General features: G+C 63.2%; 13 protein-coding genes and 1 tRNA gene. 5 read left to right on the top strand and 9 right to left on the bottom strand.

Annotation, left to right across the window (positions count from 1 at the left end; all coding sequences use genetic code 11):
- Positions 1-12: 12 nt before the first annotated feature.
- Genes NKH98_RS04845 through NKH98_RS04830 form a run of 4 tightly spaced genes read right to left on the bottom strand, consistent with a single transcriptional unit; the run spans position 13 to position 4,448 of the window.
- The gene (locus tag NKH98_RS04845; protein ID WP_352896932.1) at positions 13-789 is read right to left on the bottom strand and encodes an enoyl-CoA hydratase/isomerase family protein; all 777 of its coding nucleotides are present in this window, start codon (positions 787-789) and stop codon (positions 13-15) included.
- A complete protein-coding gene (locus NKH98_RS04840) occupies positions 782-2,383 on the bottom strand; it encodes an acyl CoA:acetate/3-ketoacid CoA transferase (RefSeq protein ID WP_352702766.1) in 1,602 nt (533 codons plus the stop codon). Before NKH98_RS04840 ends, NKH98_RS04845 begins: the two co-directional genes overlap by 8 nt.
- Entirely contained in the window at positions 2,380-3,396 is a 1,017-nt protein-coding gene (locus NKH98_RS04835; RefSeq protein ID WP_352688016.1) for a Gfo/Idh/MocA family protein, read from the bottom strand. Before NKH98_RS04835 ends, NKH98_RS04840 begins: the two co-directional genes overlap by 4 nt.
- On the bottom strand, positions 3,393-4,448 hold the full coding sequence (locus tag NKH98_RS04830; RefSeq protein WP_352702768.1) for a LacI family DNA-binding transcriptional regulator: 1,056 nt from the start codon (positions 4,446-4,448) through the stop codon (positions 3,393-3,395). Before NKH98_RS04830 ends, NKH98_RS04835 begins: the two co-directional genes overlap by 4 nt.
- A 243-nt stretch (positions 4,449-4,691) precedes the next feature.
- Between NKH98_RS04830 and NKH98_RS04825 the strand changes: the two genes are divergently transcribed.
- Together NKH98_RS04825 and fcl are read left to right on the top strand one after the other, a co-directional pair.
- Positions 4,692-5,846: a dihydrodipicolinate synthase family protein gene (locus NKH98_RS04825; RefSeq protein ID WP_352896930.1), complete on the top strand. Its 1,155-nt coding sequence runs from the start codon at positions 4,692-4,694 to the stop codon at positions 5,844-5,846.
- A 162-nt stretch (positions 5,847-6,008) separates the two neighbouring features.
- On the top strand, positions 6,009-6,971 hold the full coding sequence (gene fcl / locus NKH98_RS04820; protein WP_352896928.1) for a GDP-L-fucose synthase: 963 nt from the start codon (positions 6,009-6,011) through the stop codon (positions 6,969-6,971).
- Positions 6,972-7,063: 92 nt separating this feature from the next.
- On the opposite strand, the gene NKH98_RS04815 is transcribed toward fcl, so the two are convergent.
- Positions 7,064-7,138, bottom strand: a tRNA-Val gene (locus tag NKH98_RS04815).
- 104 nt (positions 7,139-7,242) lie between these two features.
- Positions 7,243-7,605, bottom strand: coding sequence for a cell cycle two-component system response regulator CpdR (gene cpdR / locus NKH98_RS04810; protein ID WP_006199474.1), 363 nt, complete (start codon positions 7,603-7,605; stop codon positions 7,243-7,245).
- Between the two features lie 153 nt (positions 7,606-7,758).
- Between cpdR and NKH98_RS04805 the strand changes: the two genes are divergently transcribed.
- Positions 7,759-8,700 (top strand): N-formylglutamate amidohydrolase, encoded by a 942-nt coding sequence (locus NKH98_RS04805; protein ID WP_352896926.1) that lies wholly within the window; start codon positions 7,759-7,761, stop codon positions 8,698-8,700.
- A 343-nt stretch (positions 8,701-9,043) separates the two neighbouring features.
- Positions 9,044-9,817 carry a histidinol-phosphatase gene (hisN, locus tag NKH98_RS04800; RefSeq protein ID WP_352896924.1) on the top strand — a complete coding sequence of 258 codons (774 nt, stop codon included), beginning with the start codon at positions 9,044-9,046 and terminating at the stop codon, positions 9,815-9,817.
- Between the two features lie 64 nt (positions 9,818-9,881).
- Here hisN and NKH98_RS04795 read toward each other — a convergent pair whose 3' ends face one another.
- Both NKH98_RS04795 and NKH98_RS04790 read right to left on the bottom strand, forming a co-directional pair.
- Positions 9,882-10,340, bottom strand: a complete 459-nt coding sequence (locus NKH98_RS04795) for a styrene oxide isomerase (RefSeq protein ID WP_352896923.1) — start codon at positions 10,338-10,340, stop codon at positions 9,882-9,884.
- Positions 10,341-10,479: 139 nt separating this feature from the next.
- Positions 10,480-11,454, bottom strand: coding sequence for an alpha/beta fold hydrolase (locus tag NKH98_RS04790; RefSeq protein ID WP_352478206.1), 975 nt, complete (start codon positions 11,452-11,454; stop codon positions 10,480-10,482).
- 469 nt (positions 11,455-11,923) lie between these two features.
- On the opposite strand from NKH98_RS04790, the gene NKH98_RS04785 reads away from it, so the two are divergent.
- The gene (locus tag NKH98_RS04785) at positions 11,924-12,388 is read left to right on the top strand and encodes an Hsp20 family protein (protein WP_352478207.1); all 465 of its coding nucleotides are present in this window, start codon (positions 11,924-11,926) and stop codon (positions 12,386-12,388) included.
- Between the two features lie 90 nt (positions 12,389-12,478).
- Here the strand turns inward: NKH98_RS04785 and NKH98_RS04780 are convergent, their stop codons facing one another.
- Positions 12,479-13,531: a threonine aldolase family protein gene (locus NKH98_RS04780; protein ID WP_352896921.1), complete on the bottom strand. Its 1,053-nt coding sequence runs from the start codon at positions 13,529-13,531 to the stop codon at positions 12,479-12,481.
- Positions 13,532-13,958 lie beyond the last annotated feature (427 nt).

Raw genomic sequence — 13,958 nt, 5'->3', positions numbered from 1 at the left:
AGTTTCAGGTTCCTAAGATCTTGAGAACGCCGGTTTCTGCTTGGCGCTGAAAGCCTCGACGCCGGTCCTGAGATCGCTTGTCAGCGCGATGAAGCCGCTGGCCAGCGCTTCGGTCGCGGCAGCACTGTCCTCGCCTTCGGCGATGGCAATCATCAGCTTGGCGGCCTCGGTCGCGAGCGGGCCGCGCTCGGCGATCTTGCCGGCCCAGGCCTTGGCTTCGGCGAACGCCTTACCGGTCTCGACCACCCGGTCGACAATCCCCAGAGCAAGAGCCTCGGTAGCCAGAAACACTTCGCCGCCGAGCGCCATCCGCCGCACCGCCTGCGCGCCGAAGCGGCGCACGGCGCGCTGGGTGCCGGACCAGCCGGGAACGACGCCGATCGAGGTTTCGGGGAACCCCAGCTTCACCTGTGTTTCCGCCACGCGGAAGTCTGCAGCCGCCGCCAGTTCCAGCCCGCCGCCCAGCGCATGGCCGGCAAGCACGGCGATCGTCGGCTGCCGCAGCCGCGCCAGCCGATCAAAGACGCGGTGGCCGTAGCGCACCCATTGCACCTGGAAATCGGCGGCGCTCATTTCTGCCCAAGCCTCGACATCGCCGCCGGCGCAAAAGCCTTTGCCTTCGCCGCAGATCAGCACGACGCGGACGGTCTGCGCCGCCTCGGCTTCGTCGAGCGCTGCTTCCAACCCCCGCAGCATCGGAATATCGAGCGCGTTGAATTTCTCCGGCCGGCGCAGCGTGACAATGCCTATGGCGCCGTCGGTTTCAAAGGTTACCAGACGCTCACCCATGTGCGCCTCCAAGCGAGGCGCCGCCATTGAGCGACAGGCCGATCGGCCGGTCCCGGTAGAGCGCATCCGGTGTGATTTTCAGGTCGTTGGCGACGGCGAGCGGGATCTCGGCCTGCGCCAGCACATCGCGCTCGAGGTCGATCCCCGGCGCCAACTCGGTCACCATCAGCCCCGCCGGCGTCAGCTTCATCACGCAACGCTCGGTGACATAGGTGATATCCTGTCCCTGCGCGACGGCACGCTTGCCCGAGAAGGAGATATGCTCGACCTCGTCGACGACTTTCTTGACCTTGCCCTCCTGGTCGATGCGGATGCCGTCACCGGCAAGCGACAGCTTGGCGCCGGCGTTGAAGAAACCGGAAAAGACGATCTTCTTCGCTCGCGCGGTGATGTCGACGAAGCCGCCGGCGCCGGCGGTGACGTGGGGCCGCGCCGAAAGCTTCGAGACGTTGACAGAGCCGTGGCGGTCGATCTGCAGGAAGGACAGCAGCGAGGCGTCGAAGCCGCCGGCCTGGAAGTAGATGAACTGGTGCGGCGAAGGCATGAAGGCGTCGGCGTTCGACGAGCAGCCGAACTTGAAGTCGAGCAGCGGCACGCCGCCGACCGCCCCCTGTTCGATGACCCAGGTGATCTTGCCGTGCTGGCCTTCCTCGATCAGGATGCGCGGCACATTGGCCGAGATGCCGAAGCCGATATTGACCGCCATGCCGTCGGCAAGCTCCATGGCGACGCGGCGGGCGATGACCTTCTGGACGTTCATCTCGGCGTTGCGAAAGCTCGACAGCGGCCGGAAGATCTCGCCGGAGATGGCCGGATCGTAGGGCGTCAGCGTCGTCTGCAACTGGTCGGGCGCCACGACGATATGATCGACCAGCACGCCGGGCACGCGCACATCGTGTGGCTTCAGCGTGCCGTTCTCGACGACGCGCTTGACCTGCGCGATGACGATGCCGCCATTGTTGCGGGCGGCCAGCGCCTGTTCAAGGCCGCCGAGATAAGCACCTTCATGCTCATAGGTGAGGTTGCCGCGCTCATCGGCGGTGGTGGCGCGGATGATCGCCACCTGCGGCACGATCGAGCGGAAATAGAGCCACTCCTCGCCATCGAACTGCTGCACCGAAACGATCGGCTCGCTGGCGGCCGCATTCATGGCGCAGCCCTGGTGGCGCGGGTCGGCAAAGGTGTCGAGCCCGACCTTGGTCAGCACGCCGGGACGCTTGGCGGCGGCTTCGCGATGCATGTCGAACAGGATGCCGGACGGCACGTTGTAAGCAGCGACCGAATTGTCGCCGATCATCTTCCAGATCTGCGGCGGTTCGGCAGATGACGGCCCGGATGGATAGGAGCCGCACAAAGTGCGCTTCAACAGGCCGGGCTTGGCTAAATGATCGATGCCCTTGATGCCGTACATATCGCCGGCGGCGATCGGGTGCAGCGTCGTGATGTCCTTGGGATGGCCTTCGGCGTCGAAGCGCTCGCCGATCGCGGCAAGCACCGCATCCGGGCAGCCGAGGCCGCTCGACGACGACACGGAAACGACCACGCCATCCCTGATCAGGCCGGCAGCCTCAGCCGCGGAAACGAGCTTGCTCATCCAGCACTCCCGAGCTTCGGGTCGAGGGCAACGGCCTTGCCGGACCTGGCCGACTGCAATGCCGCTTCGGCTGATGTCAGCGACCAGACGCCGTCTTCGCCGGTGGCGGAAGGCTGGCCCTCGCCACGGATCGCCGCGTGGAATTGGCGCAGCGAACGGGCATAGAGATCTTCGCGGTCGAAGCTCAATTCCTCCTCGCCCTGTGCCGTGCGCAGCAACACCGAGCCGACCGGCTTCTGCGTCATCACATCCCTGGCGATCAGCGAGCCTTCGCTGCCATGCACCTCGAAGCCGGTGCCGGCGAATCTGGTGGTGAAGCCCTCATGCGACTGGGCGATGACGCCCGATGCGAAGCGCCAGAGGCACATGGCGCCGTCTTCCAGCCCGCAGGCGGCCATGCCGGCCGATTGCGTGAACGCCGAGATCTCGACGGGATCGTCGCCGAGCACGAAGCGCAGCGTGTCGGCATCGTGGACGGTGATGTCGAGCACCACGCCGCCGCCGGCGTCCGGCCTGGTGATGCGCCAGCCCTGCAGGTTTTCCGGCAGATAGACGGAGTGGAAGACGCGCGCGGCGATCGGTCTGCCGATGCGGCCGGCAGCGATCGCTTCGCGCATCGCCCGATGCGAGCCCGCATTGCGCAGATGGTGATTGGTGCCGAGCACGACGCCGGCGGCCCTGGCCGCTGCGACCATCTTGCGGGCGTCGGCGCTGGTCAGCGCCAGCGGCTTTTCGCAAAGCACATGCTTTCCCGCCTCAATGGCGGCGAGTGCCTGTTCGAGATGCAATTCGTTCGTGGTCGAGATGTAGACGGCGTCGATGTCGGAGCCGAGCAATTCATCAAGCGTCGAGACCGCCGCCGGAATGCGGTTTTCCCGAGCATAGGCGGTAGCCCGCTCCGGGCTGGAGCTCATCACTGCGGCGATCTCGCCGTCCGGCTGCGCGCGGATGGCGCCGATCATGAACTGTCTTGCGATCGTGCTGGCGCCGATCAGCCCCCAACTGACGGTCATGCCGCGTCTCCCATTCCTGCGCAGCCATGCTCCTTGCGATCGGGACCGCAGCTTTCCCTGACCACGAGGTTGACGGCGCCGATATGATCCTCGGCGCGCGTGGTGCGCGATTGGATCATCTTCAGCACGACATGGGCGGCGCGCTCGCCGAGGCCGGCGGTGTTCACCGCGACGCTGGTCAGCGCCGGCATGTAGTGCTCGGCCTCGGCGACGTCGTCGAAGCCGACGACGGCAAAGTCCGCGCCGGGCTCAAGGCCGCGCTTGCGCAGCGCCAGCAAGACGCCGAAGGCGACCGCATCGTTGAAGCAAAGGGCCGCGGTCGGCGGCGCGGCCATGGCGAGCGCGGTTTCCAGGCAGGCAATGCCGCCCTTGCGGCTGGTTTCGCCCTCGAAGACCAGCCTGTCGGCTGGTGCGATGCCGAGCGCTTCACAGGCCTCGCGAAAGCCGCCCAGCCGCTCGTGATAGACGACAAGGTCGGACGAGCCGCCGAAGAAGGCCAGCCGGCGGTGGCCCTTGCCGATCAGATGGGCGGTGGCAAGATAGGCGCCGCGATGATTGTCGGGCGTGATCACCGGGATGCGGCTTTCGGGGAGGCGGCGCATGACGAAGACGACCGGAACGCCTGCGGTCTCAAGGCGGCGGAACGCGCCAGGCGTGGTGCCGCGCGCCGGCGACACGACGAGCCCGGCGACACCCTGCTCCATCAGCGATTTCAGAACCTCTTCCTGGCGCACCGGGCTCTCCGCCGTGTTGGCGATGAAAGGCACGATGCCGGCCGACTGGAAGACGCGCTCCATGCCGACCGCCATCTCGGCGAAAAACGGATTGGTAAGATCGTTGATGACCATGCCGATGACGTTGGAATGGGCCTTGCGCAGATTGGCGGCGCCGCGGTTGTAGACATAGCCGACATCCTCGATCGCCTTGCGCACCTTGAGCGCGGTCTCAGGCCGGATCAGCCGGCTGCCTTGCAACACCAGCGATACCGTCGATTTGGACACGCCCGCCTCACGGGCGATGTCGAGTATCGTTGCCTTGGCCCGGCTGGCCATCCAGATCTGTCCTCCCGGAGGTTTCTTATGCGATTTTATTGGAACGATCTAATCTCTGCGAGGCATTTGAGTCAATCGTGTTTTTGCGAACCCGAGAAAAATGCGGCTCAGTGGGCACAATCGTCCAGTAAGCACGGCTTTCACCTGCTGCGATGCAGCAATTTGAGCTGCGCGAGGCAGGGCGGCAAAGTCTCTTGATTTATTGGAACGTTCCATTTAATAGGCGCTGGGAAGGAGAGAGCCATGGACATCACCTTGCCCGGGGAAGGCGGCGGCCGCATCCTCTACCGGCTTATCGGCCAGCCGGTGCAGCCTGTGGCCGGCGCGCGGTTCTCGCGTATCGCCTACGCCGCGGCCCACGTCGTCGCCGATCCCTTCGCCATGACCGATCCATGGTCGAGGCCGGCGGTCGACTGGGACAAGACGATGACGTTTCGCCATCACCTCTGGCGGCTCGGCTTCCGTGTCGCCGAAGCGATGGATACCTCGCAGCGCGGCATGGGCTTCGACTGGGTAAATGCCAGGGAATTGATCCGCCGCTCGATCGCCGAGGCGCGGAGCGTCGAGGGCGCCGCTCTCGCGTCAGGCGCAGGCACCGACCATCTGACGCCGGGGGCGGCGAGCACGCTCGACGATGTCATCGCGGCCTATGAGGAGCAGTTCGGGTTCATCGAAGGGCTTGGCGGCAAGGCGATCATGATGGCCAGCCGCGCGCTTGCGGCGATCGCCAAAGGCCCCGACGATTATGCCAGCGTCTACGACCGCGTCCTGTCCCAGGCGTCCGGCCAGGTGATCCTGCACTGGCTGGGCGACATGTTCGACCCGGCGCTGAAAGGCTACTGGGGCAGCAGCGATTTCGAAACTGCGCTCGAGACGGTGATCGCGATCATCGAACGCCACGCCGGCACGGTCGAGGGCATAAAGATATCGATGCTCGATGCCGGCAAGGAGATCGCGCTCAGGGACCGGCTGCCCGAGGGCGTGGTGATGTTCACCGGCGACGACTTCAATTACCCCGAGCTGATCGCCGGCGACGGCGACAGACATTCGCACGCGCTGCTCGGCATTTTCGATGCGATCGCGCCGGTCGCCAATGCAGCGCTGGCAAAGCTGGCCGACGGCGACCGCGCCGGCTATGACACGCTGATGGCGCCGACAGTGCCGCTGTCGCGCAAAATCTTCGAGGCGCCGACCGAATATTACAAGGCCGGCATCGTCTTCATGGCATGGCTGAACGGCCACCAGGAGCATTTTTCGATGATCGGCGGCATGCAATCGGCACGCGGCATCCGCCACTATTCCGATGTCTTTCGCCTTGCCGACCAGGCAGGGTTGCTGGCCGACCCCGAGCTTGCCATTGCCAGAATGACAAGCCTCTGCGCGGTAGCGGGCGTCTGATCGCGAGCGCTACAGCGTCCGATCCAAAGGTTGCTTCGCGTGGCTTTGCGATTTGCCTTGTCTGGGCAAATCTGTATGCGGTATGCGTCCGGCAACAGAGAAGCCGATCCGGCGCTCCGCCGGCCAACTGGCATAGCTGCCGTTCTGCATTGGGGTAAGCTGATGACCTTCGACCTTCAGGGCAAGCGTGTTTTCGTGGCCGGACATCGCGGCATGGTCGGCTCGGCCATCCTGCGCCGATTGGCCGACGAGGATTGCGAGATCCTGACCGCCTCGCGCGCCGACCTCGATCTTCTCGACCAGGCCTGCGTGCGGCGCTGGATGGCCGACTGCAAGCCGGATGCAGTGGTGATGGCGGCGGCCAAGGTTGGCGGTATCCTGGCCAACAACAGGCTTCCGGTGGATTTTCTGCAGGACAATCTCGTCATGCAGAACAATGTCATCGACAGCGCCTTCCGCAACGAGGTGCAGAAGCTGCTGTTTCTCGGTTCATCCTGCATCTATCCCAAATTCGCGGCGCAGCCGATCTCCGAGGACGCCTTGCTGACCGGGCCGCTCGAGCCCACCAACGAATGGTATGCGATCGCCAAGATCGCCGGGCTGAAACTGTGCCAGGCCTATCGGCGCCAGCACGGCGTCGACTACATCTCGGCGATGCCGACCAATCTCTACGGTCCGGGCGACAATTTCGACCTCAATTCCAGCCATGTCGTGCCCGCTCTGATGCGCAAGGCGCACGAGGCCAAGCGCGCCGGCCGCAAGAGCCTGGAGGTGTGGGGATCAGGCACGCCGATGCGTGAATTCCTGCATGTCGACGACGCCGCCGACGCGCTGGTCTGGTTGCTGAAGAATTATTCGGGCGACAGCCACATCAATGTCGGCTCGGGGGAAGACATCACCATTGCCGACCTTGCCCGCACCATCGTGTCGGTCGCCGGCGCCGATGCCGCAATAACATTCGATGCGACGAAGCCGGACGGCACGCCGCGCAAGCTGATGGACGTGTCGCGCCTGTTCGCCACCGGCTGGCGCCCGCGCTACTCGCTGCGCAGCGGATTGGAACAGACCTATGCGTGGTTTCTCCAGCACGTCGAGACCGGTGATCTCCGCCTCGGCGCGGCCTGAGGCTGGAATAGGCAAGCTCGGCATCAGGATCGGATGAGGCCGGGAACGCCAGCGGATGAAAATACCGACGGCCAATTGAGGGATTGTCTGGATGGTGGGCGTGACAGGGATTGAACCTGTGACCCCTGCAATGTCAATGCAGTGCTCTCCCGCTGAGCTACACGCCCATCCGAAGCCGCGCATACACCATTTTTGGTTCGGCACGTCAATAGCGGGAAAGGGGAAAGAATGGCTGGCTTGCGGCGTCAGTCAAGACGCGACAAAAAGCGCGTCAGGCGGCCTGCAGCATCTTTTCGACCTCGTTGACGAGGTCGCGCAGGTGGAACGGCTTCGATAGCACCTTGGCGTCTTTCGGTGCCTTGGAGTCAGGGTTCAGCGCGACGGCGGCGAAGCCGGTGATGAACATCACCTTGAGGTCAGGATCGATCTCGGTGGCGCGACGGGCGAGCTCGATGCCATCCATCTCGGGCATGACGATGTCGGTCAAAAGCAGCGAAAAAGGCTCCTCGCGCAGCCGCTCATAGGCACTGGCGCCATTGTCGAAATCGCTGACCTGATAACCGGCGCGCTCCAGCGCCTTGACGAGGAACCGGCGCATGTCGTCGTCGTCTTCCGCCAGCAGAATGCGTGCCATCTTGTCCCGTCCGAATCACCCAACCGACAATGCCGTGCGGCAAGCCCGTTAACCATGCTGTATATGAGGAGGTGACGGTAAACATCAAGTGAACGTTGGGCGCACAATCCTGATTTGGCTGGCGCTTCGGCGGCTGGACATGCGAGCGGCGAGGTGGCACCTTCCTATCATGATGCATTGGTATTCCCGGGTTCGTTCAAATTGAAAACGGCAGCCGAGGATTTTTCGGTCGTTCCACCCTTCGAAATCCGATCGGGCGCCGAACAGCGCGTTCCCTTCCTCTTCAACTCGCCGCATAGCGGCCGCTACTATCCGGACCGGTTCATGGCGATGGCCAAGCTGGACCGCAACGCGATCCGTCGCTCCGAGGACTGCTATGTCGAGGAATTGTTCGGCGGTGCCGTCGCGCTAGGGGCGCCGATGCTGGCGGCAAACTTCCCGCGTGCCTATCTCGACGTCAACCGGGAGCCGTGGGAACTCGACCCGCGCATGTTCGCCGAACCGGTGCCGTCATTCTGCAACATCCGCTCAGCGCGGGTGGCCGGCGGACTCGGCACCGTGCCCAAACTTGTAGGCGAGGGGCTCGACATCTATTCCGGCCGCTTGCCGCTGGCGGAGGCCGTGGCGCGCATCGAAGCGGTCTACAAGCCCTATCACGAGACGCTGAAACGGCTCTTGACCAGAACCCATGCGCGCTTCGGCTATGCTGTGCTGATTGACTGCCACTCGATGCCGGCAAGCATAAGGGTCGGCGACAGCGGATTGCGGCCGGATTTCATCGTCGGCGACCGTTTCGGCATCTCGGCCGCGGCGGCGTTGACCGAGACCGCGATCGGCCTGCTCAACGGCATGGGTTACAGCGTCGCCCACAACAAGCCCTATGCCGGAGGCTTCATCACGGAGCACTATGGCCGGCCCGTGCGCCATCTGCATGCGCTGCAGATCGAGGTCAATCGCGGGCTCTACATGAATGAGCGGACGTTCCAGAGATCATCTGGTTTCGACGCCCTGGCGGACGATCTGGCGCGGTTTTCAGCCGAACTGATGGCGATGCCCGATCACAATTTCATGGATCTGCCTCTGGCCGCAGAATAGCGCCGAAATCGCGGCACTCGCCGCTCATGCGGCATAAAAAAAGACCGCATCGTTTGCACGACACGGTCGAAGTCTAGGGAGGAAACGCCCAAGGAGGGCATGGACAGGAACCCTGTCCGAGAACAAACGTATTGTGCGCTGCACAAATGTCAAGGCGCGTTCCGGGTTTTTTAATTCACTGTGAAGTGGAAATTGCATTTCCACGATGATTGCGTTGCATTCGAGCAACAGTTAGCGTCCAGCGAAAGGCTCCGAACGCCCTTGTTTCGGCACAAACGCCCTTGTTTCGGCATAAGACCGTGGGCTAACGGGCATCTCAAACATGCTGGATCGGGAGAATCAGTTGGACGTCAGCATCGAGTTCATGCGGCGCGTTGCGCATGCCGCCGCGGCCGAGACCTTGCCGCGCTTCCGCAATCAGGGCGCGGTCACCAACAAGGAGCGCGGCAGCTTCGACCCCGTCACCGAGGCCGACGGCGAGGCCGAGCGGGCCATCCGCGCGCTGATCAACGCGCAATACCCCGATCACGGCATCCTCGGCGAGGAGCATGGCAGCGAAAACATCTCCAGCCGGCATGTCTGGGTGATCGATCCGATCGATGGAACGCGCGCCTTCATTTCCGGCCTGCCGGTATGGGGAACACTGGTCGGGCTGACGGTCGACGGCGATGCCGTCGCCGGCATGATGTCGCAGCCCTTCACCGGCGAGCTGTTCTACGCCAATGCCTCCGGTTCGCATTATGAAGGTCCCGGTGGCCCGCGAAAACTCGCAACGCGCAAGACGACGAATCTCGCCGAGGCGACGCTGTTCACCACCACGCCGGCGCTGTTCAAGGGAGACGCGCGCCTGCGCTACGACCTGTTCGAGCAACAGGTCCAACTCGCCCGTTACGGCACCGACTGCTATGCCTTCGCCATGGTGGCGGCGGGCAGCGTCGATATCGTCGCCGATCCCGGATTGAAACCCTACGACATCGTCGCGCTGATCCCGATCATCGAGAAGGCAGGCGGCGTCGTCACCACTTTCGAGGGCGGACCGGCGGAAAAGGGCGGCGACATCCTGGCGGCCGCGACACCGGAGCTGCACGCAGCAGCGATGGCGGCGCTGCGCGGCTGAGCATCCGGTGTACCCAAGCGTCTGTTTTGCGCAAATCCGACGGGAACCCTGGTATGGTTCTAAATTAGCCATCGGCAGGCCAAGCGTCCGAGAGACGCAGGCCCCACAAAATGAGCACGAAAGAGATGAGGCCGGTCGGCGCGGACGAATACGCCACACCTTTGATCACTGCTTCCTGAAGGGCACTTCCGTGGAAGGCTCCGGCCGCTAACGGCATAGTCTCGTTGCCGGCCGCCCAGGCGCTGGCGATCACGTAGGCGGCCAGGATCGCCAAAGCCGAATAGATCAGCAGCCAGAATGCAATCCGCGACGTCGCCGCGCCGAGATTGAGCCTAGACCATGTGAGGCCTAGCGCCAGCAAGAGAACGTCCTCCAGGGCGCTGAGCGTGTGCGCGGACAGTCCGAGCCGCGGTGCGGCGAGATACGGTATTGCAAACCCTTCGAATGACGAAAACAGCAGCAGCGCGACGCCAATCTGCAGTAGCCGATGCCCCTGACGTGACAGCGTGTTCGATGCGTTCATGGTCGTTTTTCTCCCGGCGAATGGCCTCCAACCTCTTTGGCAGCAAGCTAGCGCTCGATGCCTGAACGGGAATAAGGGGAGCACGCTGCGCCGGACAAGCGACCCGTACGGGCTTTGTTGGCGGGCGCTGGCGAAGTGGTCAAACAGCGTCGCCGGTTCCGGGGATGAAGGCATCGAATGCCGCAAGCAACTGCTCGCGATAGAGGTCGGCTTCCTGGAGGATCTCATGGCGGGCGCCGTCGATCATCACTAGCGAGCCGACGCGCAGACGTCTCGCATAGGCTTCGACTGCCCTGGTCGAGACGACCTGGTCGGCGCCGGCGGCGATCATCAACAAGGGCACCTGGATCTTGGCCATGAAATCCGGGTCGCTGACGATCAAGGACGCCTCCGTGGCCGCCTTCAGCCAGCGGATCGTCGGTCCGCCGAGCGCCAGCTGCGGATAGGTTTCGTAGATCAGCGTATTGCGTCGATAGCGCGCCGGGTCGCTGGTCAGCTTGTTCATGGCGAAGGGCACCGATTCCTTCGGCCGCGGCCCCCATGCGGCATAGAGCCGGCCGAGGCCGAGAAGGCAGAACAGCGAACAGATGCGGCGAACGGTTTTTACCGAAACCGGCAGGTCGGGCACTGTGAAGAACGGTGCGATCAGCACCATGCGGCGCACGCGGTTCGCCATTGAGGGCGCGGCAAGCAGCGCAATCACCGCGCCAGCCGAATGGGCCAGTATGTAGTAGGGCCCTCGGCAATCGGGCAGCACGATCTCTTCGAAGAACTGCTCCAGATCACCGGTATAGTCGAAGAAGCTCTGGACGTGGCCGCGCTGTCGGTCGCCGATCATCCGGTCGGAAGCGCCCTGGCCGCGCCAGTCGAGGGTTGCCACGCCAAAGCCCCGGTCGGCAAGGTTGCGAATGGTCTCGAAATACTTCTCGATGCACTCGTTGCGGCCGGTCAGGACGACCACGGTGCCCTTCATGGGGCGGGCAACAGCGGCAAACAGCCCATAGCGGATCTTCTTGCCGTCGCGCGTGGTGAAGAAGCCACCGGCTGCGTTTTCCGGCAGCGGATTGTCCGGAGTTTCGTGGAAGACGGGGGTCTGGTGGAAAAGATCGGTCATACGGTGTTTGGCTGGTGTCGGTGCCGACGGGCGCAAGTCAGGCATAAACGCCCATGCGCCAAAAGCAAAGGAATTCGGGACGCCGGGGAGGTCGACAGGCAGCGAAGAAATAAGGCCGGAAGCAGCCTTGGGCGTACTTCCGGCCTCTGTCGACCCGGGAGGAAGGGACGTTGCACCCGGTTCGGCCTCGTCGTGTCGCCTTTTTCGCGACCTGTTCGTTATCTCGAGAACAGTTTTAATGCCGCCTGGCTGAACGCTCGCCGAAGCCACGGTTCATCTGCCGTTCATCGGCATCGGGACGTCGGCCGCGATCGGTCCCGTTTGGACGCGGGAAATCTTGAAATGCCGTCGTCCGCTTCCCAAATCTGTCATGCGGTCGCCAATGTCGGGGCCGCTGGCCCATCCGAAACGCTGTTACGGGTTTCGCACCGGCCATACGCAACCTTGTTGCTCAACAGGAGAACACATCATGCGTCACGTTGATTTTTCCCCGCTCTACCGTTCGACCGTCGGTTTCGACCGGCTGTTCACCATGCTCGATTCGCTTGCGCAGCCGGAAGGCCAGACGTATCCGCCTTACAACATCGAGCGCACGGGCGAGGATGCCTATCGCATCTCGATGGCTGTGGCCGGCTTCTCGGAAGATGAGATTTCGATCGAAGCTCACCGCAATGTGCTGACCGTCAAGGGTGAGCGCAAGGAGGAAGGCAATGGCGAAGGCTCCGAACTGCTCTATCGCGGTATCGCCAGCCGAGCCTTCGAGCGCCGCTTCCAGCTTGCCGATCACGTCGAGGTTGTCGGCGCCGCGCTGAAGAACGGGCTGCTCTCCGTCGACCTCAAGCGCAACATCCCCGAAGAGCTGAAGCCGCGCAAGATCGCGATCACCTCGGCTCCGGCCAAGGCCAAGCAGATCGAGGCCAAGACTGCCGCCTAAGCCAGGCAGCTACGTTCTCCGGGGACGCCAACTCCCCGGGAAGAAAGGGCGGTGCAGCAATGCGCCGCTCTTTTTGCTGGGTAAGGCTTGCTATCCGGCGAGCAGGTAGCCGAAACGGTCGACCTCGTCGGGCGTGGTCGCGAAGCTGGTGACGAAGCGGTAGAGCGCTTCGTCCTCGCCGATGTGGCCGTCGTAGCCGAGCGGCCTGTGCCAGTCATGGAAGGCCGCGCCTGCCGCTTGCATGCTTTCGGCCTCGGCCTTTTTCATGACCGCGAAGACCTCGTTCGCCTGCGGCAGCCAGGCCAGCCGGGCGGAAGGGGAATCTTCTATCGCCGCGGCAAGCCGTGCCGCCATCGCATTGGCGTGCCGTGCCGTATCGAGCCATAGCCCACCCCTGAAATAAGCATCGAATTGCGCGGCGATGAAGCGCGATTTCGAGAACAACTGAGCCGCGCGCTTGCGCAAAAAGGCCAATTCCTTGGCTCGCTCGAGGTCGAACAGCACGATCGCCTCGGCGCACCAACAGCCATTCTTGGTGCCGCCGAAGGAGAGGATGTCGATACCGTGCTTCCAGGTCATTTCGGCCGGCGTCGTTTCCAGCGCGACGAGCGCATTGGCAAAGCGGGCCCCGTCCATGTGCAGCGGCAGTCCATGCTGCTTTGCGATCGCCGAAATCCTGGCGATTTCGTTCAGCGTGTAGACGGTACCGACCTCGGTCGACTGAGTGATCGAAACGGCAACCGGCCGCCCGGAATGGACGTTTTCCGGTGCGAAACGGTCCACCGCCCGTTCCAGATTGCCGGCATCGATCTTGCCGAGTGCGCCTTCGACTGTATAAAGCCGCGAACCGCCGGTGAAATATTCCGGTGCACCGCATTCGTCCTCGATGACGTGCGATTCGCGATGGCAGAAGGAAATGCCGCCTGGCTTGTTATAGGTAGTCAGCGACAGCGAATTGGCAGCGGTGCCGGTGGCGACGAAAAACACCGCGACTTCGCATTCGAAGATTTCATTGAAGCGCTGGTAAACTGCCTTGTCGAGGACACCGTCGCCATAGGCGGTGGAGAAGCCGTCGGCATGGGCCGAGAGGCCGGCAGCGATACGGGGATGGGCGCCTGCCCAATTGTCGGAAGCGAAAATCATGCGTCTGCCTATGTTGGGGAAATCGGTGCGAGCTTGGCCGCTTTCGCATGCCGGCCGCAAGGGGCAGATACCGAAAATCCGCTAAAGCCAGCGAAACGCATGAGCGTACATGCAGCGACGGAAGGTTACGCTGGCACCGGGTTTCCGCGCAATTTTCTGTCGCGAAAGCTTCAAGAATTTTGTGAATCGGTCTTGTGTGCATCCCAAATTTCTGTCATAAAAATTTAGGACAGTAGTGCTGTCTTATTTTGTCGCACAAAACTGGCCGCATTGGCATATGATTGCGCCTCTGCGGCCGTTTACCGCGAGCGACAGCTAGACAGCCTGGCTCCGGCCTGTACGAATACCATATGCGAACGATGCGGAAAGCCGCACCGTCGGCAAGAATTTCGCAAGACGTGCCGCAAGATTGAAAGGGGAGCCACGC

Origin of the sequence: Mesorhizobium sp. M0833 (assembly GCF_040319905.1) — a bacterium.
GTDB lineage: Bacteria > Pseudomonadota > Alphaproteobacteria > Rhizobiales > Rhizobiaceae > Mesorhizobium.
This window is presented reverse-complemented; position numbering and strand designations above follow the sequence as displayed.

Coding starts and splice junctions, on each gene's coding strand:
- NKH98_RS04845 (WP_352896932.1), bottom strand. CDS start 789: ATGGGTGAGCGTCTGGTAACCTTTGAAACCGACGGCGCCATAGGCATT.
- NKH98_RS04840 (WP_352702766.1), bottom strand. CDS start 2,383: ATGAGCAAGCTCGTTTCCGCGGCTGAGGCTGCCGGCCTGATCAGGGAT.
- NKH98_RS04835 (WP_352688016.1), bottom strand. CDS start 3,396: ATGACCGTCAGTTGGGGGCTGATCGGCGCCAGCACGATCGCAAGACAG.
- NKH98_RS04830 (WP_352702768.1), bottom strand. CDS start 4,448: ATGGCCAGCCGGGCCAAGGCAACGATACTCGACATCGCCCGTGAGGCG.
- NKH98_RS04825 (WP_352896930.1), top strand. CDS start 4,692: ATGGACATCACCTTGCCCGGGGAAGGCGGCGGCCGCATCCTCTACCGG.
- fcl (WP_352896928.1), top strand. CDS start 6,009: ATGACCTTCGACCTTCAGGGCAAGCGTGTTTTCGTGGCCGGACATCGC.
- cpdR (WP_006199474.1), bottom strand. CDS start 7,605: ATGGCACGCATTCTGCTGGCGGAAGACGACGACGACATGCGCCGGTTC.
- NKH98_RS04795 (WP_352896923.1), bottom strand. CDS start 10,340: ATGAACGCATCGAACACGCTGTCACGTCAGGGGCATCGGCTACTGCAG.
- NKH98_RS04790 (WP_352478206.1), bottom strand. CDS start 11,454: ATGACCGATCTTTTCCACCAGACCCCCGTCTTCCACGAAACTCCGGAC.
- NKH98_RS04785 (WP_352478207.1), top strand. CDS start 11,924: ATGCGTCACGTTGATTTTTCCCCGCTCTACCGTTCGACCGTCGGTTTC.
- NKH98_RS04780 (WP_352896921.1), bottom strand. CDS start 13,531: ATGATTTTCGCTTCCGACAATTGGGCAGGCGCCCATCCCCGTATCGCT.